This window comes from Plantactinospora sp. KLBMP9567 (assembly GCF_033446045.1).
Lineage (GTDB): Bacteria > Actinomycetota > Actinomycetes > Mycobacteriales > Micromonosporaceae > Plantactinospora.
The window spans coordinates 116,919-143,545 of record NZ_JAWQRR010000046.1 but is presented as its reverse complement, the minus strand read 5'-3'; the positions used below and the strand labels follow the sequence as shown (position 1 = coordinate 143,545).

Annotated in this window: 17 protein-coding genes; 6 read left to right on the top strand and 11 right to left on the bottom strand. The window is 72.3% G+C overall.

The features are described 5' to 3' along the window. The first annotated feature begins 336 nt into the window (after positions 1–336). A complete protein-coding gene (locus tag R6Y94_RS35255) occupies positions 337–3,663 on the top strand; it encodes an endo-1,4-beta-xylanase (RefSeq protein ID WP_318400782.1) in 3,327 nt (1,108 codons plus the stop codon). Between the two features lie 79 nt (positions 3,664–3,742). On the opposite strand, the gene R6Y94_RS35250 is transcribed toward R6Y94_RS35255, so the two are convergent. After that, positions 3,743–5,740 carry a cellulase family glycosylhydrolase gene (locus R6Y94_RS35250; protein ID WP_318400781.1) on the bottom strand — a complete coding sequence of 666 codons (1,998 nt, stop codon included), beginning with the start codon at positions 5,738–5,740 and terminating at the stop codon, positions 3,743–3,745. A 74-nt stretch (positions 5,741–5,814) separates the two neighbouring features. Beyond that, complete coding sequence (locus R6Y94_RS35245; protein WP_412102955.1) at positions 5,815–8,283, bottom strand: glycoside hydrolase family 2 protein; 2,469 nt, start codon at positions 8,281–8,283, stop codon at positions 5,815–5,817. A 465-nt stretch (positions 8,284–8,748) separates the two neighbouring features. On the opposite strand from R6Y94_RS35245, the gene R6Y94_RS35240 reads away from it, so the two are divergent. Continuing rightward, positions 8,749–9,768, top strand: a complete 1,020-nt coding sequence (locus tag R6Y94_RS35240; RefSeq protein WP_318400777.1) for a LacI family DNA-binding transcriptional regulator — start codon at positions 8,749–8,751, stop codon at positions 9,766–9,768. Between the two features lie 195 nt (positions 9,769–9,963). Beyond that, positions 9,964–11,232, top strand: coding sequence for a serine hydroxymethyltransferase (glyA, locus tag R6Y94_RS35235; protein ID WP_318400775.1), 1,269 nt, complete (start codon positions 9,964–9,966; stop codon positions 11,230–11,232). A 115-nt stretch (positions 11,233–11,347) separates the two neighbouring features. On the opposite strand, the gene R6Y94_RS35230 is transcribed toward glyA, so the two are convergent. Beyond that, positions 11,348–13,993 (bottom strand): EAL domain-containing protein, encoded by a 2,646-nt coding sequence (locus R6Y94_RS35230; RefSeq protein WP_318400773.1) that lies wholly within the window; start codon positions 13,991–13,993, stop codon positions 11,348–11,350. A gap of 364 nt (positions 13,994–14,357) precedes the next feature. Between R6Y94_RS35230 and R6Y94_RS35225 the strand changes: the two genes are divergently transcribed. Continuing rightward, positions 14,358–14,756, top strand: a complete 399-nt coding sequence (locus tag R6Y94_RS35225) for a PH domain-containing protein (protein WP_318400771.1) — start codon at positions 14,358–14,360, stop codon at positions 14,754–14,756. A 10-nt stretch (positions 14,757–14,766) separates the two neighbouring features. Here R6Y94_RS35225 and R6Y94_RS35220 read toward each other — a convergent pair whose 3' ends face one another. Continuing rightward, positions 14,767–15,693 (bottom strand): 2-hydroxyacid dehydrogenase, encoded by a 927-nt coding sequence (locus R6Y94_RS35220; protein ID WP_318400769.1) that lies wholly within the window; start codon positions 15,691–15,693, stop codon positions 14,767–14,769. A gap of 93 nt (positions 15,694–15,786) precedes the next feature. After that, entirely contained in the window at positions 15,787–17,457 is a 1,671-nt protein-coding gene (locus tag R6Y94_RS35215) for a hypothetical protein (protein WP_318400767.1), read from the bottom strand. A 404-nt stretch (positions 17,458–17,861) separates the two neighbouring features. Between R6Y94_RS35215 and R6Y94_RS35210 the strand changes: the two genes are divergently transcribed. Together R6Y94_RS35210 and R6Y94_RS35205 are read left to right on the top strand one after the other, a co-directional pair. Beyond that, entirely contained in the window at positions 17,862–19,043 is a 1,182-nt protein-coding gene (locus tag R6Y94_RS35210; protein ID WP_318400765.1) for a PQQ-dependent sugar dehydrogenase, read from the top strand. Between the two features lie 200 nt (positions 19,044–19,243). Then, complete coding sequence (locus tag R6Y94_RS35205; RefSeq protein WP_318400763.1) at positions 19,244–20,899, top strand: metallophosphoesterase; 1,656 nt, start codon at positions 19,244–19,246, stop codon at positions 20,897–20,899. A 25-nt stretch (positions 20,900–20,924) separates the two neighbouring features. Here R6Y94_RS35205 and gatB read toward each other — a convergent pair whose 3' ends face one another. From gatB to R6Y94_RS35175, 6 genes are all read right to left on the bottom strand, one after another. After that, entirely contained in the window at positions 20,925–22,442 is a 1,518-nt protein-coding gene (gene gatB / locus R6Y94_RS35200; RefSeq protein ID WP_318400762.1) for an Asp-tRNA(Asn)/Glu-tRNA(Gln) amidotransferase subunit GatB, read from the bottom strand. A gap of 125 nt (positions 22,443–22,567) precedes the next feature. Then, complete coding sequence (locus R6Y94_RS35195; RefSeq protein WP_318400760.1) at positions 22,568–23,251, bottom strand: response regulator transcription factor; 684 nt, start codon at positions 23,249–23,251, stop codon at positions 22,568–22,570. Continuing rightward, the gene (locus R6Y94_RS35190; RefSeq protein WP_318400758.1) at positions 23,248–24,516 is read right to left on the bottom strand and encodes a sensor histidine kinase; all 1,269 of its coding nucleotides are present in this window, start codon (positions 24,514–24,516) and stop codon (positions 23,248–23,250) included. The genes R6Y94_RS35195 and R6Y94_RS35190 overlap by 4 nt, the downstream gene beginning before the upstream one ends. Positions 24,517–24,886: 370 nt before the next feature. Next, positions 24,887–25,624, bottom strand: coding sequence for a hypothetical protein (locus tag R6Y94_RS35185; RefSeq protein WP_318400756.1), 738 nt, complete (start codon positions 25,622–25,624; stop codon positions 24,887–24,889). Between the two features lie 8 nt (positions 25,625–25,632). Continuing rightward, complete coding sequence (locus R6Y94_RS35180) at positions 25,633–26,250, bottom strand: hypothetical protein (RefSeq protein WP_318400754.1); 618 nt, start codon at positions 26,248–26,250, stop codon at positions 25,633–25,635. A 3-nt stretch (positions 26,251–26,253) separates the two neighbouring features. Next, positions 26,254–26,583, bottom strand: coding sequence for a YbaB/EbfC family nucleoid-associated protein (locus tag R6Y94_RS35175; RefSeq protein WP_318400752.1), 330 nt, complete (start codon positions 26,581–26,583; stop codon positions 26,254–26,256). Between the last annotated feature and the right edge of the window lie 44 nt (positions 26,584–26,627).

Sequence of the window (26,627 nt, the reverse complement as noted above, 5' to 3'; positions counted from 1 at the left end):
GCGACGCTGGGAGCGAAGCTACCACGAAGCCTGCCCGGACCGAGCCGCCGCCGCTCGGGTACGCCACCGTCCGGCGGCCGGGACGGTCACCCGTCGACCACGGCCTGACTCCGAAACATCGGCGGCCGACTCGCCGAAACTTTCGGTCCGTCGACCGTCCGGTGGAGAGGTAGCGCCCGGTCGGACAGAGCATCTCGACTAGCTCGCGTCACGCGGCTAACATTCGCGCGACTGGATTCGCGAGAGCGATTCGGCGATATCGCCATCGCGTCGTCCCGCCCGGATAGGGAGCCCTTGATGCGCATCGGACGTAGACCGGCAAAACCATCTCGAAAAATGACCGCTTTTGTCACATCATTACTGCTCACCATAGCCGGGTCGGTCGCGCTCGCCGCCCCCGCCCGGGCTGCGGACCGGGTCGTCCTGGCCAACGATTTCGAGTCGGGTTCCTACGCCCCGTGGGGGCCGCGCGGAGCAGTCACGCTCGGGACAACGGCGGAGGGGAACGAGAGCGCGAATAGCCTTTCGGTCACCGGCCGTACCGCGAACTGGCAGGGTGCGGCGATCGACGCGGCCGCGAGATTCGAGCCCGGCGCGACGTACGTTATCAGCGCATGGGCGAAACTTCCGGCCGGTACCACCGGGTCGGCGGGCGTCCACTTCACCATGGAGGCCACCCAGGCCGGCGGCGGTGACAACACCTACACCTGGGTCGGCGACAACGTCCCCACCACCGCGGAGAACTGGGTACGGATCGGCGGCAGCTACACCATGCCCGCGGGCCTGGCCGCGGCCACCCTCTACGTCGAGGCCGAGGGCACCACTCCGTACCTCTTGGACGACATCAGCATCACCACCCCGGAGGGCGGGCCGGAACCCGGCACGGTCGTGATCGACACCGACTTCGAGGACGGGCTCGACGGTTGGGGGCCGCGGGACGGCGGACCGGGCGCCCCGACGGTCGGGCTGACCGACATCGCGCACGGCGGCGAGGCGGCGGCCCTGGTCAGCAATCGGGTGAACCAGGGCGCCGGCATCGGTCGCGACGTGAGCACCCTTTTCGAGACCGGCGTGACCTACGAGTTCAGCGCGTGGCTGCGGTTCGCCGAGGGACAGCCGACCGACCAGATCTGGTTCAGCCTGGCCAGCACGAGCGGCGGCAGCCAGTCGTTCAGCACGCTTGCCCAGTTCGACGGGATCACGAACACCGGCTGGACCGAGGTGACCGCGAGCTTCACGATGCCGGCGGCCGACAGCGCGCTGCTCTACTTCGAGTCCCGGTGGCAGGACGGCGAGACCGGAAACACCAGCGACTTCCTCGTCGACGACGTCGTGGTACGGGTGCCGCAGCCGCCGGTCATCGAGGATCTTCCGCCGATCCACGAGACCACCGACTTCCCGATCGGCGTCGCGATCGACAGCCGCGAGACGGTGGGCGCCGCCGCCCAACTGCTGACCCGGCACTTCAACAACATCACGCCGGAGAACCACATGAAGCCGGAGGCGTGGTACGACGAGGAGCGCAACTTCCGCCCGCACGACCAGGCGGTCGCGCTGATGGACTTCGCCCGAGCCAACAACCTGGGCGTCTACGGGCACGTACTCGTCTGGCACAGCCAGACTCCGGCCTGGTTCTTCCAGGACGAGGCCGGCGCCCCGCTCAGCACGTCAGCGGCGCACCAGCAGGTCCTCCGCGACCGGCTGCGTACGCACGTCTTCGCCGTCGCCGAGTCGCTGGGTGACCGGTACGGTCCGTTCGGCTCCGCCACCAACCCACTACGGGCCTTCGACGTCGTCAACGAGGTCGTCGCCGACAGCGGCGAGTTCAGCGACGGCCTGCGCCGCAGCGAGTGGTACCGGATCCTCGGCGAGGAGTACATCGACCTCGCGTTCCGGTACGCGGACCAGGCGTTCAACGACGTCCACGCGGTCGCCGGCGCCGACCCGGTCACCCTGTTCATCAACGACTACAACACCGAGCAGAGCGGCAAGCAGGGGCGGTACAAGGCGCTGGTGCAGCGGCTGATCTCGCGTGGGGTACCGGTCGACGGGGTGGGCCACCAGTTCCACGTCTCGCTGTCCACCCCGACCGCCAACCTCGGGGCCGCGCTGGCCGCGTTCGAGGACCTGCCGGTGATCCAGGCCGTCACCGAACTCGACGTCACCACGGGTACCCCGGTGACGAGGGCGAACCTGATCGAGCAGGGCTACTACTTCCGGGACGCGTTCCGCATCTTCCGGACGTACGCGGACGACCTGTTCGTGGTCACCGTCTGGGGTCTTACCGACGGCCGGTCCTGGCGGGTCGGCAACGGTGCCCCGCTCGTCTTCGACGACAACCTCCGGGCCAAGCCCGCGTACCACGGCGCGGTGGACGGTGAGCTGCCGGCCCGGCTGCGTACGGCGAACGTCTTCGCCGGCGACGTCGCCCTCTCCGGCACCGCCACCTCCGACCTGACCTGGAGCAAGCTTCCGCTGCACCCGGTGGAGGACCTGGCAAGGTTCCAGCTTCGCTGGGCTCCGGACCATCTGACGGCCTTCGTCACCGTCTCCGACGCCGCCGCCTCGGCCGGCGACCAGGTCAGCTTCGTGCTGGGCGACCAGACGTACACGGTGGCGCGGGACGGCAGCGGCAACGTGCCCGCCGTGGCGAAGGAGCGCAGCGGTGGCTACGACATCGTCGCCCACCTGCCGTTGACCGGTGCGGCCGAGGGCGACACGCTCACCCTGGACGTCCGGGTCGGCAACGACGGTCGTACGGCCGCCTGGAACGCCCCGGGCGCGCTGGGCACCCTGGGCCTGGTCGAGGAGCTGTCGTACCTGGAGGTCACCCAGGCCCGTACGGCGCCGGTGGTCGACGGCGCGGTGGACACCGCCTGGGCCGACGCCCGCGCGGTCACCACCGCGAAGGCGGTCTCGGGCGCGGACGGCGCGATCGCCACGGTCCGTACCCTGTGGCGGGACCAGACGCTCTACGTGCTCGCCGAGGTCGCCGACCCGGTCGTGGACGTCTCCGGCTCCGACCCCTGGACCCGGGACTCGGTGGAGATCTACGTCGACGGGGGCAATGTCAAGAACGGCCCCTACCGCTACGACGACACCCAGATCCGGATCAACGCGGACAACGGCGTCTCGTTCGGCACCGGTGACGAGACGTTCCAGCGGGGCCGGCTGACCAGCGCGGCGGTCCGCACCGAAACCGGGTACACCATCGAGGCGGCGATCAGCCTCCTGGAGTACGGCGGCCTCGGCACGTTCCACGGCCTGGACTTCCAGGTCAACGACGCCACCGGCGGGACCCGTACCGCGATCCGGAACTGGGCCGACCAGTTGGGCACCGGTTACCAGACCACCTCCCGCTGGGGAGTGGGTCGGTTGGTCGGCCCGGCCGACGGCAACGTCGACATCGTGGTCAAGAACTTCACCCAGTGGAACTCGGACGACGGCGGCGGCTACTGCGCGACCATCGTCGCCACGAACAGGACCGACAAGCCCGTCGACTGGTACGGCTATGTCGCGCTCGGCGGCCAGATCTACACGGCCTGGAACTTCGCCCGGCAAATCCAAGGTGACGGCAGCTACCGGATCCACGGCGAGGACTGGAACAAGACCCTGAAGCCGGGCGCCAGCACCTTCAGCGTGGGCTACTGCGCCAACCGCTGACATCGCTTGTTCGGCGAAGGTGGTGAGGCGGGGGCCCTTCCTATCCAGAATGCGACAGGAAGGGCCCCCGCCGTTCAGCTCATTCCGCGCGCAGGTGGTCCAGGTCGTGGGTTCCCGGGCTGACCCAGATCAGGATCCCGCGTACGTCGGCCAGTGCCGCCGCGTCGCAGGACATCTCGGTGAGCAGGTCGACCGTCACCGTCGTCTCGGTGCCCTGGGACACCCAGCCGAAGGTGGACTGGCACCAGGCCCATCCCTCCCCGGTCTGCACCGCGATGGAACTCGACGTGCCGATCGTGGGGTCCACCCGCAGGTCGTACTTCAGCGTCGCCTTCGCCGACAGGTCCACCGGCTCGGGCAGGGTCACCCCGAACCAGCCACCACCGGTCGCGGCGACCCGCAGCCCGGCCGAGCCGTGGGTGTGGAAGTCGGTGGTCTGGGCAACGGTCCCGGCGTCGGTCTGCCAGTCGCCCGGCGCCCAACCCTCGACCCCGCTCTCCCAGGAGGCGATCAGGATCGGGTCACCCGGTGCCGGCTTGACCGTCACCGTCAGGTCGGCGACGTTCGAGACACGTCCGGCCTGGTCGCGGATGGTGTACGAGGCGACCGCCCGGCCCTGGAAGCCGTCTGCCGGGACGAACCTGACCGTTCCGGCCGCCGGGTCGAGGGCGAAGCCGCCACCGGGGCCGGTCACCGAGCGCTGCTGGCCGGGGGCCGCCGGATCCAGGTCGATGCTGGCGGCCCGCACCGTCGTCCGGTACGCGATGTCGTTCGTGGCCGGGGTCAGCGTCACCGGCGTACCCGACTCGGTGACCCCGGTGTCGTGGTCGGCGACCGGCGGCCGGGAGCGCTGGCCCCGGACGAGTTCGTTCCCGGCGTTGCCCAGCGTGGTGCAGACCGGGCTCGGGCAGTAGACGGTGTAACCGTCGTAGTCCGGATAGGGCGTGCCGTCGTCCTGGATGCCGGAGAGGATCCAGTAGAGGAAACCGGTGCCGCCGCTGCTGGCGAACGCGTCCGTCCACTGTTGGTAGACCGGGTTCCGGGTCGCCTTGTCGACGTAGCCGAACTCGCCGAGCATCACCGGCTTGCCGAGCCGGCGGGCGTCCCGGTTGTGCCGCTTGATCCACTCGACGCCCCAGGCCGCGTCCTTGCCCCAGTGGTCCGGATAGAGGTGGTACGACACCACGTCCACCGCCGGCAGCCTGGTCAGTGCGACCGAGTCGACGCCCTCGCCGCAGTTGACGGTCCAGTCGGAGCTGGCCGGGTCGTCGCAGTAGAAGCCCTCGTCGCCGACGCTGGCCAGGTGCCGGCGGTCGACCGACTTGACGTGCCGGGTCATCTCGTCGGCCCAGCTTGTCAGCACGGCGGGGGTGCAGGTCGGCGACATCGGGTAGACGCCGGAGCCCTTGCACCTCGGCTCGTTGCCCAGCTCCCAGGTCATCACCGTCGGATCGTCCTTGTACGCCACCCCGGTCAGCGTGTTGGTCCGGTTGAGTACGTGCGAGATCCAGTCCTTGTACCAGCCCCTGATCACCGGGTCGGTGTAGAAGTCGTCGTGGTACTGGCCGCCGCGCCAGCGGACGTACTGGTCCATGCCGCCGAAGTCGCGCCAGTTGTTGGTCAGCGGGATCACCAGTTTGATCCCGGCCTGCCGGGCGGCGTAGAGGACGTAGTCGAGGCGTTCCAGCCCGTCCGGCCCGTCGTGGTACGCCGGCTTCGCCCCGTCCCAGTACTGGAAGTAGACGCCGTCGGCGGGGCCGGCGACCGAGTCCGTCCCGCCCGGGGTGCCGATGTCCAGGAAGCCCCAGTGCCGCAGCACGGTGAACCCGGCGGCCTTCGCGTCGGCGAAGACGTCGTCGACCATCGCCCGGGACTTGTACATCAGGTAGTAGTTGTTGGTCCCGGCGAACCGGAACCGCTTGCCGTCGAGCACGAGCTGGTCGCCCTTGCGGACGACGAAGCCGGCCGTGGACTGTCCGGCGGTTGCCGGTGAGAGCGGGGCGGCGGAGGCGGGTGCCGGCGAGGCCGCGAGCAGCAGCCCGGCCAGCGCCAGCAGCAGCGGGACATGGCGCTTCATGGGCGGTGGTGATCCTTCCGGGAGCGGTGTCCGGGAACAGGGTGCGGATCACGGAGACGAACCAGAGCGACGGATCAGTGCTGCGACACCATGTCGTTGACGCAGCGGAGCACCGGACGGGCGGTGAGCGCCGCCGGGTCCAGCGGTGCCGCGGACCGTACGGTGAAGGTGGCCGACTCCCCCGGCAGCAGCGTGACCAGCGCCTCGTCGACCTCTGCCGCCGGATCGAGCCGATCCGGGGCGAGCACCAGGTCGCGCAGGATCGTCCGGGCGGTCACCCGCACCCGCACGCCGTCCGGCGACGGCTCGACCGTGGCCTCGTACCGGGCCGGCGGGTAGGCCAGTTCGCGGTCCTCGGCGAAGAACCAGAAGCTCCGCTCGCCGTCCCCGCCGGGATCGGCGACCAGCAGTTCGCCGCGCGGGTCGTCCGGGCTGGCGACGTCCGCCGGCAGTGGCCAGGTGTATTCCGAGTACGGCGGCACGGACAGTTCGACCGACGCCTTGCCCCTCGGCTCGCCGGCCAGGGTCAGCCGGGTCACGTCCACCCGCCCGGTCCACGGGGTACCGCCGTCGTTGACCGCGACCAGGGCCAGCCCGCCCTGCCTCGGCTGGATGGTGAGCAGCCGGTCGGCGTACGCGCGGCGCAGCGCGTACCAGAGGGGTTTGCGGCGGCCGTCACCGTCGACGACGGCCCAGGAGGTGACCGGCCAGCAGTCGTTGAGCTGCCACAGAACGGTGCCCATGCAGACCGGCCGGTACGACCGCAGGTGCTCCACCCCGACGCTGACCGCCCGGGCCTGGTTGAGCTGGGTGAGGTAGTGCCAGTCGTCGAAGTCGCGTGGTGCCGGCAGGTGCGCGTCGAGCCCTCGGGCCAGCTTGAGCTGGCCGTCCCCGGCCTTCTGCCGATGCGCCATCGCGGGCGAGTCCTCGGCCAGTTGTTGCGGGTCCGAGATCGCCCGACGCAGCGTGGCGTAGCTCGCCGGACCCTGCCAGCCGAACTCGGCGACGAACCGGGGCAGGTAGTCCCGGTAGTGGGTGTAGTCGAGCTGGTTCCAGACCGACCAGATGTGCATGCTGCCGTGCGCTGGGTCGTTCGGGTGGATATCCGGCCGCCCCGACCACGGGCTGCCCGGCCAGTACGGCCGGCTCGGGTCCAGCTCGGCCAGCAGGCCGGGCAGCAGGTCGAAGTAGTAGCCGGCGCCCCAGGTCCGGTCGGCCAGATCCTCCTGCCAGCCCCAGTCGTGCCAGCCCCAGATGTTCTCGTTGTTACCGAACCAGAGCACCAGACTCGGATGGCTGGCCAGCCGGACTATCTGCTCGGCCGCCTCGGCCCGGATCTCGGTGCGGAGCGGCTCCTCCTCCGGGTACGCGGCGCAGGAGAAGAGGAAGTCCTGCCCGACCAGCAGGCCCAGCTCGTCGGCGAGGTCGTAGAAGTCCTCGGACTCGTACCGGCCGCCGCCCCAGATCCGCAGGAAGTTGATGTTGGCGTCGCAGGCCTGGCGGAGGCGTTCGGCGTAGCGCTGCCGGGTCACCCGGTGCGGGAAGCAGTCGTCCGGAATCCAGTTCACGCCCCGGGCGAAGACCGGCAGGTCGTTGACGACGACGGTGAACGCCGAGCCGTGCTCGTCGGCGGCGGTGGAAAGGCGTACCGAGCGGAAGCCGATCTGCCGCTGCCAGCCGTCCAGCTCGCGCTCCCCGGCGTGCAGTGTGACGGCCAGCGGATAGCGCGGCTGCGCGCCGTACCCCCGGGGCCACCACAGCTCGGGGTCGGCGACGGTGACGGTCAGCTCTGCGCCGCGCTGCCCCGGCCCGAGCACCGTTTCGGCGACCTCGCCGGCCACGGTAGCCCGGACGGTGAGCGGTTCGGCGCCGTCGCCGTCGTCGGCCCGGTCGACCTCGACGCGTACCCCGACCCGGCCCTCGGCACCGGCGACGGTGACCTGCGGGCGGACCTCGGCCAGCCGGGCCGTCCGCCAGGTGCGCAACCCGATCTCCTGCCAGATCCCGGCGGTGACCAGCTCGGGGCCCCAGTCCCAGCCGAAGTTGCAGGCCATCTTGCGGATGAAGTTGAACGGTGTCGGGTACGACTTCGGCCGGGCACCCAGCCGCCGCTCCTCCGCCTCGACATAGCGGTACGCCGAGTCGAACCGCACCCGCAGCACGTTGTCGCCGACCCGCAGCACCTGGCGGACGTCGAAGGAGTAGCTCCGGTGCATGTTGGCGGTGCGACCGAGTTCGACGTCGTTGAGGGTGACCGTCGCCACCGTGTCGAGACCGGCGCAGACCAGGTCCACCGGGTCGCCGTCGCCGCCGTCCCACCGGAAGGTGGTCTGGTAGCACCAGTCGGTACGGCCGATCCAGCCCAACGTGAGTTCGTGCTCGTCGAGGTAGGGGTCCGGGATCAGTCCGGCGGCGAGCAGGTCGGTGTGCACGCAGCCGGGCACGGTGGCCGGGACCGGGGCGGACGCCACCGCCTCCGGGACGTCCGGGTTGCCGATCGCGGTCAGCGACCAACCGTCGTGCAGGCTCTGCCAGGACGTCACGGGCACCTCAACTTCCTCGGGTCGCGACCGACCATTTCTCGGGTCCCGGCCGGTCGCGACCTCGGCGCGCCTTCCCTGGTGGAGGGCACCGTCGCCGGACCGGGAGGCCCGGCCAAGACATCGAGAGATGTCGACTGAACCGGATAAGTAAAGTTACCGTACGGGCGCCCCTGCGCCCTGTCAACGGCCCCCAATTCGGCCACGAATGGCCGACAATCGATGGCGGTGTGGCTCAGGTAAGCCCTTACCCGCCGTTCTCTACCTCGAAATCCGGGGGCTCTCCGGAGCTCGTGCCGGCCGATCGGCACTGTCGGCAAGATTGCCGCATCGCTATCCTTAACCGGAAAAGTTCACTCCCGTGGCTTGCGCGAGCTGCACCGGCTCGCGCGGCAGCACGACGCAAGCGTGCAGGTGACCCGACCGGCCCACCCGGTACCCGGGTCGTCGCAGACGAAGGAGCGCCGGGTGAAGCGGCCGACAATCGCGGATGTGGCCCGGCGGGCCGGGGTTTCCAAGGGTGCCGTCTCCTACGCCCTGAATGGACAGCCCGGCGTCTCGGACGCCACCCGGCAACGCATTCTCGCCATCGCCCAGGAGATCGGCTTCAACCCGAACAGCGCGGCCCGGGCACTCTCCGGCGCCAACGCCAACGCGGTCGGGCTGGCGCTCTGCCGACCCGCCCGGATCCTCGGCATCGAGCCGTTCTTCATGGAGCTGATCAGCGGGGTCGAGGCGGAACTCTCCGCCCGGTCGTACGCACTGACCCTCCAGGTGGTGGCGAGCCCGGAGGCCGAGATCGCGGTCTACCGGCGCTGGTGGGGCGAGCGGCGGGTGGACGGCGTACTCGTCTGCGACCTGCGGGTCGACGACCGCCGGGTACCGGTGCTGGAGGAGTTGCGCCTGCCTGCGGTGGTGATCGGCGTGCCGAGGCACAGCGGCGGGCTCGACCACGTCTGGTCCGACGAGGCCGTGGCCCTGACCGAGGTGCTCGAATACCTGGTCGCGCTCGGCCACCGCCGGATCGCCCGGGTCGGCGGCCTGCCCGGACTGCTGCACACCGAGATCCGCACCGAGACCTTCGGCACCGCCTGCCGCCGGCTCGGCCTCGACCGTACGGCCACCGTCTCGTCCGACTACAGCGGCGAGGAGGGCGCCCGGGCCACCCGACGCCTGCTCAGCTCCGCCGACCGGCCGACCGCGATCGTGTACGACAACGACGTGATGGCGATCGCCGGGCTGTCGGTGGCCCAGGAGATGGGGCTGGCCGTGCCGTCCGACGTCTCCATCGTGGCCTGGGACGACTCGCCGCTCTGCCAGCTCGTCCACCCGCCGCTGACCGCGCTGCACCGGGACATCCCGGCACACGGGGCGCACGCCGCCGGCCGGCTCCTCGCCGCCATCGCCGGGCAACCGCTCGGTGACTTCCAGGACGAGACCGCGCACCTCATCCCGCGCGGCAGCACCGCACCGCCCCGGCAGCCCTGAACGCCGCCACAGGCAACCGAGGAGCGTCTGGCACCGGCAGCCCGGGTGCCCGGCACCGGCAGCCCGAGCGTCCGGGGGCACCGGCAGCCCGAGCCTCGATACCGGCAGCCCCGCGCGGGGCATCGGCTGCGGCCACCCGCCCGGCAACCGATAGCATCGGCGGCGAGGCGGAGACCAGCCAGGAGGACGACCACCGTGCACGTACCACCGATTCCCAGCCTGACCGCCGCCGACCCGGAGTTGGCGACGCTGATCGAGTCCGAGGCGACCCGGCAGCACGACAAGCTGCGGATGATCGCCTCCGAGAACTACGTCTCGACCGCCGTCCTCGAGGCCAGCGGCACGGTGCTGACCAACAAATACTCCGAGGGCTACCCCGGCCGCCGCTACTACGAGGGCCAGCAGTTCGTCGATCCGATCGAGACGCTGGCGGTGACCCGGGCCCGGGAACTCTTCGGTGTCGCGCACGCCAACGTGCAGCCGTACTCGGGCTCCCCGGCCAACCTGGCGGTCTACCTGGCGTTCCTCTCCCCCGGTGACACGGTGCTGGGGATGGCGCTGCCGATGGGCGGCCACCTCACGCACGGCTGGTCGGTCTCGGCCACCGGAAAGTGGTTCCACCCGGCCCGGTACGGCGTCTCGGCCGAGACGGGCCGGATCGACCTGGACGAGGTACGCGACCTGGCCCGCCGGGAACGCCCCAAGCTGATCTTCTGCGGCGGCACGGCCGTACCGCGCACCATCGACTTCGCCGGCTTCGCCGAGATCGCCCGTGAGGTCGGTGCGGTGCTGGTGGCCGACATCGCGCACATCGCCGGCCTGGTCGCCGGCGGTGCCCACCCGTCGCCGGTCGGGTACGCCGACGTGATCACCACCACCACGCACAAGACCCTGCGGGGACCGCGCGGCGCCATGATCATGACGACCGCCGAGCACGCCGCCGCCGTCGACAAGGCCGTCTTCCCCGGCCTGCAGGGCGGCCCGCACAACCACACCACCGCCGGCATCGCGGTCGCGCTGCGGGAGGCCGGCACCGACGACTTCCGCCGGTACGCCCACCAGGTCGTCGCCAACGCCAGCGCGCTGGCGGCGGCGCTGGTCGAGCGGGGCTTCACGCTCTCCTCCGGCGGCACCGACAACCACCTGATCCTCGCCGACCTGACCAGCAAGGGCATCGCCGGCAAGCCGGCCGCCCAGGCGCTGGACCGGGCCGGCATCGAGCTGAACTACAACACCGTCCCGTACGACCCGCGCAAGCCGTTCGACCCCTCCGGCATCCGGCTCGGCACCCCGGCGCTGACCACCCGAGGCCTGACCGAGGAGCAGATGCCGCAAATCGCGGCCTGGATGGACGAGGCGGTCACCGCGGCGATCAAGGACGACGAGGCCGCCCTCGACCGGATCGCCGGCGAGGTCCGGGACCTGCTGGCGGCGTACCCGATGCCGGGCTACGCAGCCGGCTGACCGGCGGTCGTCGGGCCGACCGGGCGGTCGGCCGACCGGGCGGTCGGTCGCCGGGCAGCCGCGCGGTCGTCAGCGGGCCGACCGGGCGGTCGGTCGCCGGACGGCCGCGCGGTCGTCAGCGGGACGGGCTCGGGAACTCCTCCAGATACGCCTCGACCCGCTCTGCCGGAGCGGGTCGGGACAGCGCGTACCCCTGGCCGAGCTTGCAGCCCGCCTTGCGGGCCTGCTCCACCTGCCCCGGCGACTCCAGCCCCTCGGCGATGATCTCCAAGCCGAACCGCTTGCCGAGGCTGACCAGTACGTCGATGAAGGGCTTGCCGCCGCCGTCCCGGTTGCCGCCCTCCGTCACCAGGGTCCGGTCGACCTTGAGGAAGTCGACCGGCAGCCGGCGGAGCTGTGCCAGCGAAGCCTGCCCGCTGCCGAAGTCGTCCAACGCGGTCCGTACGCCGAGCGCCCGCAACCCGGCGAGTTGGGTCACCACCGCCGGCACGTCGACCCCGCCCCGGGGCTCCGCGATCTCCAGCACCAGCCGGTCCGGCTCGACCCGGTGCTCGGCCAGCGAGGTGCTCACCCAGCGGACGAAGTCGGACGCGGTCAGTTCGCGGGACGAGATGTTGACCGACATCCAGAGCCGTCGGGGCCGCTGCGACCAGGCGGCAAGCTGCCGGCAGGCGGTGTCCAGCACCCAGCGGCCCAGCTCCTCGACCAGCATCAGGTCCTCGGCCACCGGCAGGAGTTCGGCCGGCAACACGGTGCCGAGCGCCGGGCTCCGCCAGCGCAGCAACGCCTCGGTCCCCACCGGCTGCTGGTCGTCGAGGTCGAGCACCGGCTGGTAGACCAGGTCCAGCTCGCCCCGCTGCACCGCACCGGGCAGCTCGCGCTCCAGGTCGAGCCGCCGGGTGAACTGCTCCTCCAGCTCGTCGTCGTACCACTCGACGCGGTTGCGACCGAGCTGCCGGGCCCGCAGCCTGGCCAGGTCCGCCCGGCGGAGTACGTCGTCGACACCGTCCCCGCCGGACAGGTCGGCGAGGCCGATGCTGGTGCCGAGGTGCAACACCGCGCCGGGCATCGGGTACGGCTCGGTCAGCACGGTCAGCAGCCGGGTGCCCATCGCGTACGCCAGCACCGGCCGGTCCACCGTCACCACCGCGAACTCGTCCCCGCCCAGCCGGGCTACCACGTCGGCGGCACCCACCCCGCTCTTCAGCCGCCGCCCCGCCTCGGCCAGTACGGCGTCGCCCATCTGCCGCCCGTGCACGTCGTTGATCCCGGACATGCCGTGCAGGTCGATCACGAGCAGCGCGCCGGTGTGCCCCGGCACCGCCCGCTGGGTGACGATGGTCCGCATCAGTTCGCGGCGGTTGGCCAGCCCGGTGAGCTCGTCGGTGAAGGCCAGCTCGTTGAGCTTGCGCTCCAGCCGTTGCCGGTCGCTGACGTCCCGGACGTGCACCACCAGCGCGGCCACCTCGGGCACCGCCCGCTGGTCGCTGACGGTGGACTCGGTGTCCCGCCAGGCGCCGTGCCCGTCCAGCAGCCGGGCGGTGACCAGTTGCGGGCGCCCGGTCGGCACGTCACGCCCGGCGAGCACGTCGGTGAGCACCTGGGTGACGTCGGCGGCGTCGTCCGGATGCATCAGATTGGGGAACGCCTGACCCCGCACGTCGGCGTCGGCGAGCCCGAAGAGCCGGGCCGCGGTCGGCGACTGCCAGCGGATGAGCAGGTCCTCGCCGACGATCATGGTCAGGTCGTTGGCCCCGGAGACCAGCGAGCGGAAGTGCGCCTCCTGGTCCCTCAGCCGCTTGGCGTACCGGCGGATGTCCAGCATCACCAGCACCTCCCGGACCACCAGGGTCGGGATCACGGCCAGGCCGAGCAGGATCGAGGTGTGGTCGAACTCGCCGACGGTGACCAGATGCCAGAGCGCGGAGAGCGTCGCCAGGATCGCCGGAATCGTCAGCAGGGGATAGGCGGTCAGGGTGGTCTGCGGCTCGGTCGGTGCGGTGCTCGGCTGGGCCACCGGATTGGCCCGCCGGGCACCGGCGGCGATCAGCGCCGGGCCGGCGACCAGCGAGATGGCGGCCAGCGGCAGCGCCGTCGCCGGTGCGCCGTAGGTGACCAGTACCGCGATCAGCGAATGCCCGAAGACCGCCAGTCCGGCGCCGATGCCGCAGAGCGCGGCGGAGCGCCGGTACTCGTACGCCCGCAGCGTGGTGATGGTGACCACCGGCAGACCGACGACGGCGAAGAGCGCGGCGATCATGGCGAGCGGAGGCAGCGTGTCCGGCGGGATCACCCAGGCCGAGAAGGCGAGACTGATGCCGAGACTCAGCCCGTCGAAGGCCCGGCGCAGCCGTACCGGCACCGTGCTCGCGGCGCCGGGCAGCATCACCATGCCGAACAGGTAGAGGGTGAACGTCAACACCAGGCCGCCGAGCGCCACCGTCGACCGGGCCTCGGCCGGCGAAAGAAAGAGGGCCAGCGCGGAGAGCACACTGGCGACCAGGCCGAAGCCGAGGAAGCCGGCGCCCCGGCACGGGCCGAAGCCGGTGCCGCCCCGGTGTAGTCGGATGGCCAGCCGGACCAGCCGGGCGGCGGCCACGGCGGCGACCGCGCCGACGGTCACCGCGACCGCGGCATAGGGCGGCAGCGCGCCGAGGTGAGCGGCGATCAGGACGCCCACGGAGAGCAGAGGGGCACCGGTCTCGGTGACCCGGACGACCAGCCGGCGGGCTGAGCCGTCCGCGATGTGCGCCACGAACATGGCGGGATGCCTTCGCAGAGGGGGCACGGACGTGGTGCAGGTCAGGTCTGGTCCGGCCGAACGGCCGAAACCAGTCCTATCAACCCCCAACGATCGGCAGGGGGCGTGGTTACGTATTGAACCCTTTTCAGCCTCGCCCCGTGGCCGGTCGTGGCCGCAGGTGCCTGTCGAGGCACGTGTGCACCGCCGTCCAGGTTGAAAAGGTTCAACGGTAGGGTCTCCCACTCCGGGTTGCTCGGAGAATCTTCCCCCAGCCGGTCAAGCCCGCTCTACCCGGCCCGGCCAGCGGTTCGGGCCACCCCACCCGGCCCGGCCGGCCGGGGCCCGCGCCGGGTCGGACGGGCCGGGGTGCGAAAATCGCCAGGTGGGTAAGACCGGCACACTCCGCTTCCGGCACAGCCAGGCGATCTGGGTGGCCGCCGTCATCGCGTTCCTCGGCGCCCTGCCACTGGCCACCTCCCGCTGGTATCTCCTCCCGCTGCTGCTGGTGCCGGCGGCGGTCGGGGTGTGGGCCTGGCGGGCCGGCACCGACGCCGACCGGGCCGGCGTACGGATCCGGGCGCTGCTGGGCGAGCGCAGGATCGCCTGGTCGGAGATCGTGGAGCTGGCGTCCGACCCGCGCGGCCAGGCGGTGGCACTCCTCCGGGACGGCCGTACGGCGGCACTGCCGGCGGTCCGGGCCGCGGACCTGCCCGGCCTGGTCGCCGCCAGCGGCCAGCCGCTCGGCGAGCCCCGCCCGACCCCGGACCAGCCCGGCGACTGACCCGCCCGGGTCAGTACCCGTCGACCACCTCGTTGATCAGCGGGGTTCCGGCCACGAACCGGCGCAGTTGCGCGCCGGCCAGCCGATAGCCGCGGGGCAGCAGCCCGCGTACCGAGCCGGCGACGTGCGGGGTGAGCAGCACGTTGGGCAGGTCCCAGAGCGGGTGCCCGGCCGGCAGCGGCTCGGGCTCGGTGACGTCCAGCGCCGCCGCGATCCGGCCGGTCGCCAGCTCGGCGACCAGGGCGTCGGTGTCGGCCACCGGTCCACGGGCGGCGTTGACCAGCAGGGCGCCGTCCCGCATGGCGGCAAGGAACCCGGCGTCGACCAATCCACGGGTGGCGTCGGTGAGCGGCACCAGCAGCACCACCACGTCCGCCTCGGGCAGCAGCGCCGGCAGGTCGTCGACTCCGTACACCCCTTCGGCGGGGCGGGCGGTCCGGGCGACCATGGTCAGGCCGACCTCGAACGGCGCCAGCCGGGCCCCGGTGGCCGCGCCGATCGAACCCGCGCCGACGACGAGTACCTGCTTGCCGGCCAGCTCGTCCGTGGGGTTGACCTGGTCGTACGACCACTCGTGCCGGGCCTGGGCACGCGCGAAGACCGGGAACGACCGCAGGTACGACAGGATCGCCGTGACCACCCACTCCGCGGTGGACGAGTCGTGCACCCCGCGTGCGTCGCAGAGGGTGACGTGCTCGGGCAGCCGGCCGGCCCAGATGTCCGCCCCCGCCGAGAGCAACTGCACCACCCGCAGGTCGGACAGCTTGGCCGCGATCGGCACCGCGGCGGCCTGGGCGAGGAACGGCGGCACCCAGAACCGGACTCCGGCCGGGTCCGAGGGGAGCCGGTCCGGCGCCGGGGCGATCTCCACGGTGACGCCGTCGGGGATCTGGCCGAGCAGTTCCAGCCCCTCGGAATGGGGAATCCACACCTTCACGGACCCCGACGATAGTCCCCGGCGACCGGGAACCGGCGGTCGCCCTCGGCTCCCCCGCTGCCGCTGCCGGTGCCGGGAGCCGTCCCGGCGGCGTCAGCGCCTCGGTAGGCCGACCGGCCCGGCCGGCTGGTAGACGTGGTGTCCGGCGACGGTGGTCATGGTGACCGGCAGGCCGCTGTCGCCCAGGTGGGCCCGGACCGCCGCGTCCAGCGTGGACCGCTCGGCGAGCACGAACGCCGGCCGGTGCGCCTCGGCGACCAGTCTCGGATAGCGGGGATGGCGGTCCCAGCCGGCCCGCAGGTCGGCACCGAGCACTCCGCAGACGATCCGTTCCCGGCTGAGGAAGATGATGTTGTTGCAGGTCCAGTAGTCGGCGTAGAACCGTTGCACGCCCAGCCGGTCGAGCCCGGCGACCAGGTCGCGGCGCTGGGCGGCCTTCCGGGCCAGCTCGGGGCCGGCCGCGACCAGGGCGGCGTTGGCCAGCACCATGCTGGCCGCGAGCCCGGCGAGCGGGGCCGCCGCCGCCAGCCGGACAGCCGGCGCCGCCCTGGCCAGGTTCGGCCGGTTGGGACCATCCGGCCTGGTGGATGTCGCCGGCCGCGATGGCCCCGCTCCGGCCGACCGGGCCAGCACCGACCAGAGCGGCCAGAGCACGGCCGGCGTCGAGACCAGCAGTACCGAGAGATAGCGGGCGCTCTCCACCGGAGTCGTCGCGGCGGCACCGCTGCCGGCGTACGCCAGCAGGCTGAGCGCCGCGCCGGCCAGCAGCGCCAGTCGGCCGGCCCGCCGGACCCGGTTCGCCCGATCGGTTGCCCGGCGCAGCGCCCGCCAGGCCAGCGCGGCGGCGACCGCCAGCAGTACCGGATAGCCGACTCCCCACCACAACTGCCAGGGCGCGCACCGGCCGGGTGGGCAGAGCCCGGTGCCCATCGGCAGTCCGAGGAGGACAGCGCCGTAGAGCCGCTCCGGCAACGAACCGGCACCGCCGCCGAGTCCGGCGTAGACGGCCAGCGAACGGTGTTCGGGTGCGGCGGTCAGGTTGTGCGCCACGATCGGGACGAGTCCGACCGCCAGCCCGGCGCCGAGCGCCACGCCGGCCGGGCTGACCAGCGACCGCCACCCGAACCCGAGCAGCACCGCGGCGGCCGCGCCGACGTACGGCAGGATCAGCCAGTCGTCCCAGAGGGTGAGTCCGGCGACCAGCCCGAAACCCGCGTACGCCGGGCCGGGCCGGCGTACGACGCCGAGTCCGAGGTTGACCGCCAGCAGCACCAGCAGCGCGCCGGCCGGATTCATCTCCGGATAGCCGCCACCCGCGATGAGTTGGTTCTTCACGATCCGGTCCGAGCCGAGGGCGAGCAGGCCGACGGTGGCCGCCGCCAGCCAGGGGGTGTAGAGCCGGCGGGTGAGCTGCCACATCAGCGCCAGGAAGGCGGCGTAGAGCAGCAGGTTGGGCAACCGCAGCACGAAGGTGGACGAGTCGAGGACCGCGAACAGCGGCGCGGCGAGATAGGACTCCAGGGCGCCCATGTAGTACTGGCCGTAGAAGAAGAGCGGGAACTCCCGCCCCTGCGCGACGTGCCGGGCCACCAGCCCGGTGACCGCCTCGTCGCTGTTGCTCGGTGGTACCTCGGCGAGCAGCAGCCCCAGCCGGTAGCCGACGCCGAGCACGCCGAGGACGCCGGCGACCCGCCCGGGAGCGGGTCGCCATCGGGTGGACCGGGATGGCGGCTCCGTCAGCTCCGATGTGGTGGCGAGCGCCATGCCGGGCAGTTTCGCACGGCCGGACCGGCGATCCGCGCGGCGACATGCCCGATTCTTCTTATCGGCACCGTTCGCGCGTTACCGGGGTTATTGATCCGGTCTGGGGGCCCTCAGCCCGGCCGTTCCGGGAACCCGCCCCGGCCGCCGCGACTCGTCACGGTGCCGGGTCGACCGGTCCTGACGACCCGACGGACGGCGCCGGGCCGGCACGATCACCCGGCCGGCGCCCCGACCAGCGACGACTCCGGAAGATCGGTGGAATGAAACTTCTTCAACCCGGACAGCGCGACGCGTTCGCCCCGACTTCCACCGGTGGACACCACGGACCGCACGGGGAGGTTGAAAAAGGTTCAATGATCGAGCGGACCGACGGCACGCGGCGGGATCGGACTACCCTGGTCCGGGTGAGCGCTCGTCCGTACCCCAGACTCAGCCGTCGACGCGCGGCGGTCGCGCTCTGTGCGGCGGCCGTACTCCTCACCAGTGGCTGTGCCTTTGGCGAGCCGGAACCGGATCCGGCCGGTGAACCGCCGAAGTTCCCCACCCCGTCCGTCTCGCCCAGCCAGAACGGGGCCGGGCAGCAGGTCGCGGCCACCGTACTCGCGAGCAGGCTGCAGATCCCCTGGGGCATCGCGTTCCTACCCGACGGCGGGGCGCTGGTGACCGAACGGGACACCGCCAAGATCCTCAAGGTCGGCCCGGAGTCCGACACGAACGGGCTCAAGGTCAGCACCGTGCAGACCGTCGACGAGGTCGACGCGGCCGGCGAGGGCGGACTGCTCGGCATCGCCGTCTCCCCGGCCTACCAGCGGGACAAGACGGTCTTCATCTACTACTCGACGTCCGAGGACAACCGGATCGCCAAGCTGACCCTGGGCGCCAGGCCGACACCGATCGTCACCGGCATCCCGCTCTCCGGCATCCACAACGGCGGACGGCTCGGCTTCGGCCCGGACGGCTTTCTCTACGCGACCACCGGGGACGCCTCGGAGCGTGGGCTCTCGCAGGATCTCAAGAGCCTCGGCGGCAAGATCCTCCGGATGACCCCGGCCGGTAAGCCGGCCCCGGGCAACCCGTTCCCGAACTCCCTGGTCTGGTCGTACGGGCACCGCAACGTGCAGGGCATCGCCTGGGACGCCAACAAGCGGCTCTATGCCACCGAGTTCGGCCAGAACCAGTGGGACGAGATCAACCTGATCACGCCGGGCAAGAACTACGGCTGGCCCGAGGTCGAGGGGCGCGGTGGAGGCGGCGCGGACGCCGAGAAGTACGTCGATCCGCTGGTCACCTGGACCACCGCCGAGGCGTCCTGTTCCGGCGCGGCGATGATCGACCGGGTCTTCGTGGCGGCCTGCCTGCGGGGCGAACGGCTCTGGCTGGTGGAACTCACCGCCAACGGCACCGTACTGGGCCAGCCCCGCCCGCTGCTGGTTGGCGAGTACGGCCGGCTCCGTACGGCGGTCGCCGCACCGGACGGCTCGTTGTGGATCTCCACCTCCAACCACGACGGCAAGCGCGACCCCGCTCCTGAGGACGACCGGATCTTCCGGCTGGTCTTCTCCGGTGGCGCGGCGGGAAAGAGCTGACATCCCCGGCGGACGGGGTGGACAGCACGCCGGCACGGTCCCGGAGATGTCCGTGCCGTCCCCGGTCGGGCCGCCGCGTCCAGCGCGTCCGGCCCGGCGGGGCGGCACGGGTGGGAGAGCTAGCTCATACCCGCGGTGGAAATGGGGCGGGACCTGCGGCGGGTTTTGAAGATGTCGCTTTGGGCAGGTGATGATGGAGCATGGACAGGCGGAGGAATGACACCCGAACCGCCGGGGGCACACCACCCCCGGCGGTTCGGCGTGTGCTGCTCCCGGCGGCGCTGCTGCGCTGGGGGCGTACCGCCGTACGGGGTGGCCGCGCCGTCCTGACCTCGAAACCGAGCCGCCGGGCCGGACTCGCCCTGTCGATCATCGGTGTCACGGTGGTCGGGATCGTGGTCGGAGCCCTGCTCGGGGGGCGGATGCAGACCGACATCGGGCCGTTCCGGGCGGAGATGGCGATCACGCCCTCGGTCGACGGCGGCACCACGGTCACCATTCCGCCGCTCGGCGCGCTCCAACTCAGCAGCCATGCCGGCCCGGCGCACCTCTCGGTCCGGCTCGGCTCGCTGGACCAGCGGCGCACCGAGGCGCTGATCGACGATCCGGCCAGCATCAGCCGGGCCAGCCAGTCCGCCGTCAGCGACGTGACCAACGGGGTGATCCGGGTCGGCGTACGCACGGTCGCGGTCTCCGTACTGGCCACCATGATCCTGGCGGCGCTGGTCTTCCGGCGTACCCGTCGGGTGGCCTGGGCCGGCGGGCTGGCACTGGTGATCACCGGCGGCAGCCTGGGCATCGCCGCGCTGACCTTCCGGCCGGACTCGATCGAGGAGCCCCGCTACGAGGGGTTGCTGGTCAACGCCCCGGCGATCGTCGGCGACGCCCGGAGGATCGCCAACGACTACGGCCGGTACGCCGACCAGCTCCAGCGGATGGTCGGCAACGTCAGCCAGCTCTACACCACCGTCTCCACCCTGCCGGTCTTCGACCAGGAGCAGGGCACCGTACGGGTGCTGCACGTCTCGGACCTGCACCTGAATCCGACCGCCTGGCAGGTGGTCCGGACGGTGGTGGAGCAATTCAAGATCGACATGGTGATCGACACCGGGGACATCACCGACTGGGGCAGCGAGCCGGAGGCGTCCTTCGTCGGCTCCATCGGCCTGCTGAAGGTCCCGTACGTCTTCATCCGGGGCAACCACGACTCGCCGGCCACCGCCGCCGCCGTCGGCCGGCAGCCGAACGCGATCGTGCTGGACAACTCGATCGTCAACGTCGGCGGGTTGACTATCGCCGGCATCGGAGACCCTCGGTTCACCCCGGACAAGGAGACCTCGCCGGCCGGATCCGGCAGCCTGCCGCAGACAGTCGACCAGGTGACCGGGACCGGCGAGAAGCTCGCCTCGACGATCCGGGCCTCCGGCAAGCCGGTCGACATCGCCCTGGTGCACGATCCGGCGTCGGCCGACGCGCTCTCCGGCGTCGTACCGCTGGTGCTGGCCGGGCACACCCACCACCGCGAGGTACGCGAACTGCCGCGGGTGCCGGACGCGATGCCGACCCAGCTCCAGGTGCAGGGCTCCACCGGCGGGGCGGGGCTGCGCGGCCTGGAGGGTGACAAGCCGACCCCGCTGGCGATGTCGGTGCTCTACTTCGACCAGCAGCGGGCGCTCCAGGCGTACGACGACATCCTGCTCGGTGGCACCGGCGAGGCGCAGGTCAACCTGGAACGGCACGTGGTCGAGGAGCCGGAGCCACCTGTCCCGGCCACCCCGACCCCCGGTACGCCCACTCCGGCCAGCCCGGTCCCGCCGGCCGGTGCGCCGCCGCCGGACCCGACCCCCACCGGCTGACGCCGACGAAGCCCCGCCGGAACGGTCAGCCCTCGACGCCGAGCCGGGACAGGATCAGCGAGCGGACGGTCTTGGCGTCCGCCCCCCGGGTGCTCTTCATGACAGCCCCGACCAGGGCTCCGGCCGCGGCCACCTTGCCGTCCCGCACCTTGGCCGCGATGTCCGGGTTGGCGGCGATCGCCTCGTCCACGGCCGCGGTCAGCGCCCCGGTGTCGGAGACCACCTCCAGACCCCGCGCGGCCATGATCTCGCTCGGCGAGCCCTCGCCGGCCACCACGCCCTCCAGCACGGTCCGGGCCAGCTTGTCGTTGAGCTTGCCCGCGTCGACCAGCTTCTGTAGCTCGGCCACCTGGGCCGGGGTGGCGCCCACGGCGGCCAGCTCGACACCGGCCTCGTTGGCCCGCCGGGACAGTTCGCCGAGCCACCACTTCCGGGCGCCGGCCGGGGTGGTGCCGGCGGCCACGGTCTGCTCGATCAGCTCGACCGCACCGGCGTTCAGCACCGACTGCATGTCGTGGTCGTTCAGCCCCCACTCCTGCTGCAACCGCCTCCGGTGCACCCGGGGCAGCTCCGGTAGCGCCGCCTTCAGCTCGGCGACCCAGGCCGGGTCCGGGGCCAGCGGCACCAGGTCCGGCTCGGGGAAGTAGCGGTAGTCGGTGGCGGTCTCCTTGGACCGGCCCGACGTGGTGTCCCCGGTGTCCTCGTGGAAGTGCCGGGTCTCCTGCACGATCCGGCCGCCGGAGTCGAGGACGGCCGCCTGGCGCAGCATCTCCGAGCGGACCGCCCGCTCGACCGAGCGCAGCGAGTTGACGTTCTTCGTCTCGGTACGGGTGCCCCACTCCGCCGAGCCGGCCGGCGACAGCGACGTGTTCACGTCACAGCGCAGCGAGCCCTCCTCCATCCGGACGTCGGAGACGCCCAGCGAGCGGATCACGTCCCGCAGCTCGGTGACGTACGCCCGGGCCACGATCGGGGCCTTGGCGCCGGTACCGGGGATCGGCTTGGTGACGATCTCGACCAGCGGGATGCCGGCCCGGTTGTAGTCGACCAGCGACTCGGTCGCGCCGTGGATCCGCCCGGTGGCGCCACCGACGTGCAGGGTCTTGCCGGTGTCCTCCTCCAGGTGCACCCGTTCGATGCCGACCCGGAACAGCTCGGGCTGGCCATCCTCGCCCACGATCTCCACATCGAGCCAGCCGTCCACGCAGAGCGGCTCGTCGTACTGGCTGATCTGGTAGTTCTTCGGCATGTCCGGATAGAAGTAGTTCTTCCGGGCGAACCGGCTCCATGGCGCGATCGAGCAGTTCAGCGCGAGGCCGATCCGGATGGTCGCCTCGATCGCGGCCTTGTTGGCCACCGGCAGCGAGCCGGGCAGCCCGAGGCAGACCGGGCAGACCCGGGTGTTCGGCTCGCCGCCGAAGTCGGTCGGGCAGCCGCAGAACATCTTGGTCTTCGTGCCCAGCTCGACGTGGGTCTCCAGGCCGATCACCGGGGCGTAGCGCTCGACGACGTCGTCGTACGAGGGCAGGACGGTCGTGCTCATCATGACTCCCAGCTCTCGGGCGGCAGCCGGCCCCCCGGCGGCATCCGGACAGAACCCTGCAAGCCTAATCGTTGGCCCGACCCGGGCTCGCCCGGGTTTCGCCGCCGAGCCGGCGGGCGCCCGGTTCAGCCCGGTGGCTCGGCCGGAGTGCCGGGGCGGACCAGGCCGGTCTCGTACGCCACGATCACCAACTGGACCCGGTCCCGGACGCCGAGCTTGGCGATCGCCCGGGTGATGTGGGTCTTGGCGGTCAGCGGGCTGATGAAGAGTCGCCCGGCGATCTGCTCGTTGGACAGCCCGGTGGCGACCAGCCGAAGCACCTCGCGCTCCCGTTCGGTGAGCACCGCCAGCCGCGCCCCGGTGTCGGTGGCCGCCGCCGGCCGGTGCGCGAACTGCTCGATGACCCGGCGGGTGACGCTCGGCGACAGCAGCGCCTCACCGGCGGCGACGATCCCGACCGCCTGGCGGAGCTGGGCCGGCTCGATCTCCTTGGTGAGGAATCCGCTGGCTCCGGCCCGCAGGGCGGCGAAGACGTACTCGTCGGTCTCGAAGGTGGTCAGGATGATGACCCGGCAGCCGGACATCGCCGGGTCGGTCACGATCCGCTCGGTGGCGGCGAGGCCGTCCAGGCCCGGCATCCGGATGTCCATCAGCACGACGTCCGGGCGCAGGGTACGGGCCTGCCGGACCGCCTCGTCGCCACTGGCCGCCTCGCCGACCACCTCGATGTCCCGGCCCCGGCTCAGCAGGCTGCGGAATCCGGCCCGCACCAGGACCTGGTCGTCGGCGAGCAGCACGCTGATCGTCACGGTCGGAAGCCTGCCACAGGAATCGTGGCGTGCACCGCGTAGCCGCCACCGTCGGCCGGTCCGGCGGTGAGGGTGCCGCCGAGCGCGGCGACCCGTTCCCGCATCCCGTTGATGCCGTGCCCCGGCACCGCCGCCGGGCCGGGGCCGCCGCCGTCGTCCACCACCTCGACCAGCACCGATTCGGGAGTGATCGCCAACCTTACCGTCGCCCTCCGCGCACCCGCGTGCTTCACGGTGTTGGTCAGGGCTTCCTGGATCACCCGGTAGCAGGCCAGCGTCACCGGGGCGGGGGCCGTGCCGGGGTCGCCGGTGACGTCGAGTACGACCTCCAGGCCGCTGGCCCGGGTGCGGGCGGTGAGTTCGGCCAGGTCGCCCAGGTCGGCCTGCGGGGCCGGGACGCTCTCCGCGTCCGGCCGGTCGCCCGGGGCACGCAGCACGTCGATCAGCGACCGCAGGTCACCCACCGCCTTGGCCCGGACCTCCTGGGCGGTACGCAGCGCGGCCCGCGCCTCGTCGGTCGAGTCCTCCAGCGCCTCGTCCACCACCCGCAACTGCACGCCCACCACGGTCAGCGTGTGCGCCACCACGTCGTGCAGCTCACGGGCGATCTGCAACCGCTCCTCCGCGGCCCGGCGATCCGCCTCCAGCCGTCGCTCCTGCTCGGCGTGGGCCAGCCCGGCAGCCAGCTCGGCGCGCCAGCGAAGCCAGTTCCGGAACGCGACCGCGACCGCGATGGTCAGGGCCAGGCCGAGCGCCTCACCGCCCACCTCGCCGATCGCCCGCTGCACGTCCTGACCCTCGGTCGTCCACTGCCAGTTGACCGCGAAGGTCAGTTGGAACAGCCCGGCCCCGACCGCCCAGCGCAGCCCGTGGCGCCGGGGTGTGTCGTCAGCCGCCAGCAGGAAGAGGATCACCGACGCCGGCCAGACCCAGCCGGCCCCGGTCAGGTCGGCGACCCGGAACGCGGTGACGGCCGCCAGGCTGGCCAGCAGTACCACCACCGGCCAGCGGCGGCGCAGCAGCAGGAAGAGGGCGAGCCAGGTAGCCAACGGCAGGGTGCCCTCATAGGTGATCGGCGCCCCGGCGACGGCGGTGCCGACCGGCACTCCCAGCAGGGTCAGGGCGACCAGGGAAAGGGTGTTCCAGGCGGGACGGCGCCGGCCGGTGAGGCCGCCGGCCCGATGCTCGTCGCGCACCGGCACGGTGTGGTCGTCCTCGACCGCCACCCCGGCCGGGTCCGGTGATCGCGGGACCGTCGTTGTCATCCTGGCCTCCTCCTTCGGCAAGCCTGCCTCACGCTTTCGCGAGGTCGACGGCATCGACGCTAGGCGGCACGGGCCGGCGGCGCGTCAGCCTACGGCCGACACCCGCGACTGCGCGGGTGGAGCAGCACATACACCGGACGGAGTACCGGACGGGCCCGTGACGGCCGCGCGGCGGGCACGCCTCGGACGGAGCCGGACGCCGGTCGGCCCGGTCAGAGGTGGCTCAGGGATGCCTCCGGCAGAAAGGGTGCCTGCGGCAGAGACTGTCGAGCTGCCCCGCCTGTGCGCCCGCTCGGCTCGTCCCACCGGGCTGGCCGGGCCCGGCTCGACCTGGACCGCCGGCTCCGGCTCGACGGACCGGCCAGGCCTGTCAGGAGGTGACGCCACCGTCGAGCAGGACGGCGACGACCAGCACGCAGAGCAGCGCGACCGGCAGGCCCCAGCGGACGATCCGGGTACGCCAGATCGGGCCGGGCGCCGCAGCTCCCGGGGTCGCCCCGACCGGCCGGCCGGCGAGCAGCCGGCCGGAGGCGAGCGGCCACCAGGCGGCCACCAGCAGCAGTACGCCGGCCCCGAGCAGCAGCCAGCCGGGCAGCCGGGCAGCCACCCGTGGCCAGGCCAGCACCGGTACCGTCGTCACCGCGATCGCGGCGGCCCCGACCAGGCCGAACCGCCAGTCCGGAGCCGGCCGGTACGCCGCACCCGGCCGGAACAGCAGCGCGACGCCGAGGACGATTCCGGCCACCCCGGCGAGTGCCGAGACGAGCTGGCCGACGGTGACCTCGGCGGTCCCGTACCCGGTCACCGCCTCCACCCCGGCGAGCAGCGCCATCACCCCGACCAGGGTGCTGGCGGCGACGAACGCGCCCAGCCAGGGCGATCTCCGCCGGCCGTCCGGATCCGGTTGCGCCGCGCGGAGCCCGTGCGCGAGCGCTGCGGCATACTCGGTCGGTTCGCCGAACGCCTCGGTCGGATCCGCCCCCGGATCGGCGCAGTACGTGTCGACCTCGGCCAGCGCGGCCCGGATCTCCGCGCCGGGCACCCCGCGCCGCCGGGCCTCGGCCACGAACGCCGTACGCCAGCCGTCCAGCGGCGAACTTCGGGACATGGTCGGGCTCAACAGCCGAGCGTTTCGCGCAGTTCGCCGGCCCGCTGCCGTCCCATGCAGAGCGGGCCGGTCAGCTCCAGCCAGGAGCCGTCCCGGAAGGTCACCCGGAGCCGAGCGCCGTGCAGCCGGTGCCAGCGCCGGCGTGCCCCGGTCACCTCCGCCCGCCGCACCGACCAGAGGGGCTTCAGCTTCGCCGCCACCACAGGCTTACGCCGCTCCCCGAACGGCCGCACCTCGGTGGAGCGGCCGATCCGGAACACCACGAGCCGCCGGTCGGTGACCACCGCCAGCAGCTTGGCGTCGGTGGGTACCGCCCGGACGTAGTCGGCGGCGACCGAGTCGAGCCGGCCGCGTGCGGCCCGGCCGAAGAACAGCCGGATCAACCAGTCGGTCGGACCCCCGCCGCCGATGTTGTCGATCGCCTCGACACCGCTGAGCGCCACGTTGGCCAACCCCATCCCGGCCACGGCCGACCCGTCGCCCGGGGCGGGGTCCGGCGGTCGGGGCGGCGGGTCCGGGGCCAGCCCGTGCGGACGCTTCGCCTCGCTCAGCGCCAGGATCGCCTCGCCCGGTTCGAGCTTGGTCGCGACCGCGTCGGCGTAGAGATGGCGGTAGTCGGTGGGCACGGCTCAGCCCAGCGGATAGTCGTCGGCGGCGTTGCCCAGTACCTCCCGCATGGAGTCCTGCAACCGCCGGGTCGCCTCCCGCTGCGCCCGCCGGATGGTGCCGGTGATCTCCGCGCCGAGCTGGTCCGGGCTGTACCGCATGCCCCGGGAGGTTATCTCGACCCGGTCCACCCGGCCGCCGTGGTCGACCGCCACCCGTACGGCACCGCTCTCGCTCTCCAGCTCGACCGGCTGCGCCTGGAGCTCCTCGATCCGCCGGTTCATCTGGAACTGCAGGCCGTCCAGGCCGTTCGCGAGTTGCTCCAGCCGATCCAGCGCGGGATATTCCGCCACGTCGTCCTCTCCTACCCTCGTCCGCTTCGGTACGGGTGCGCCAC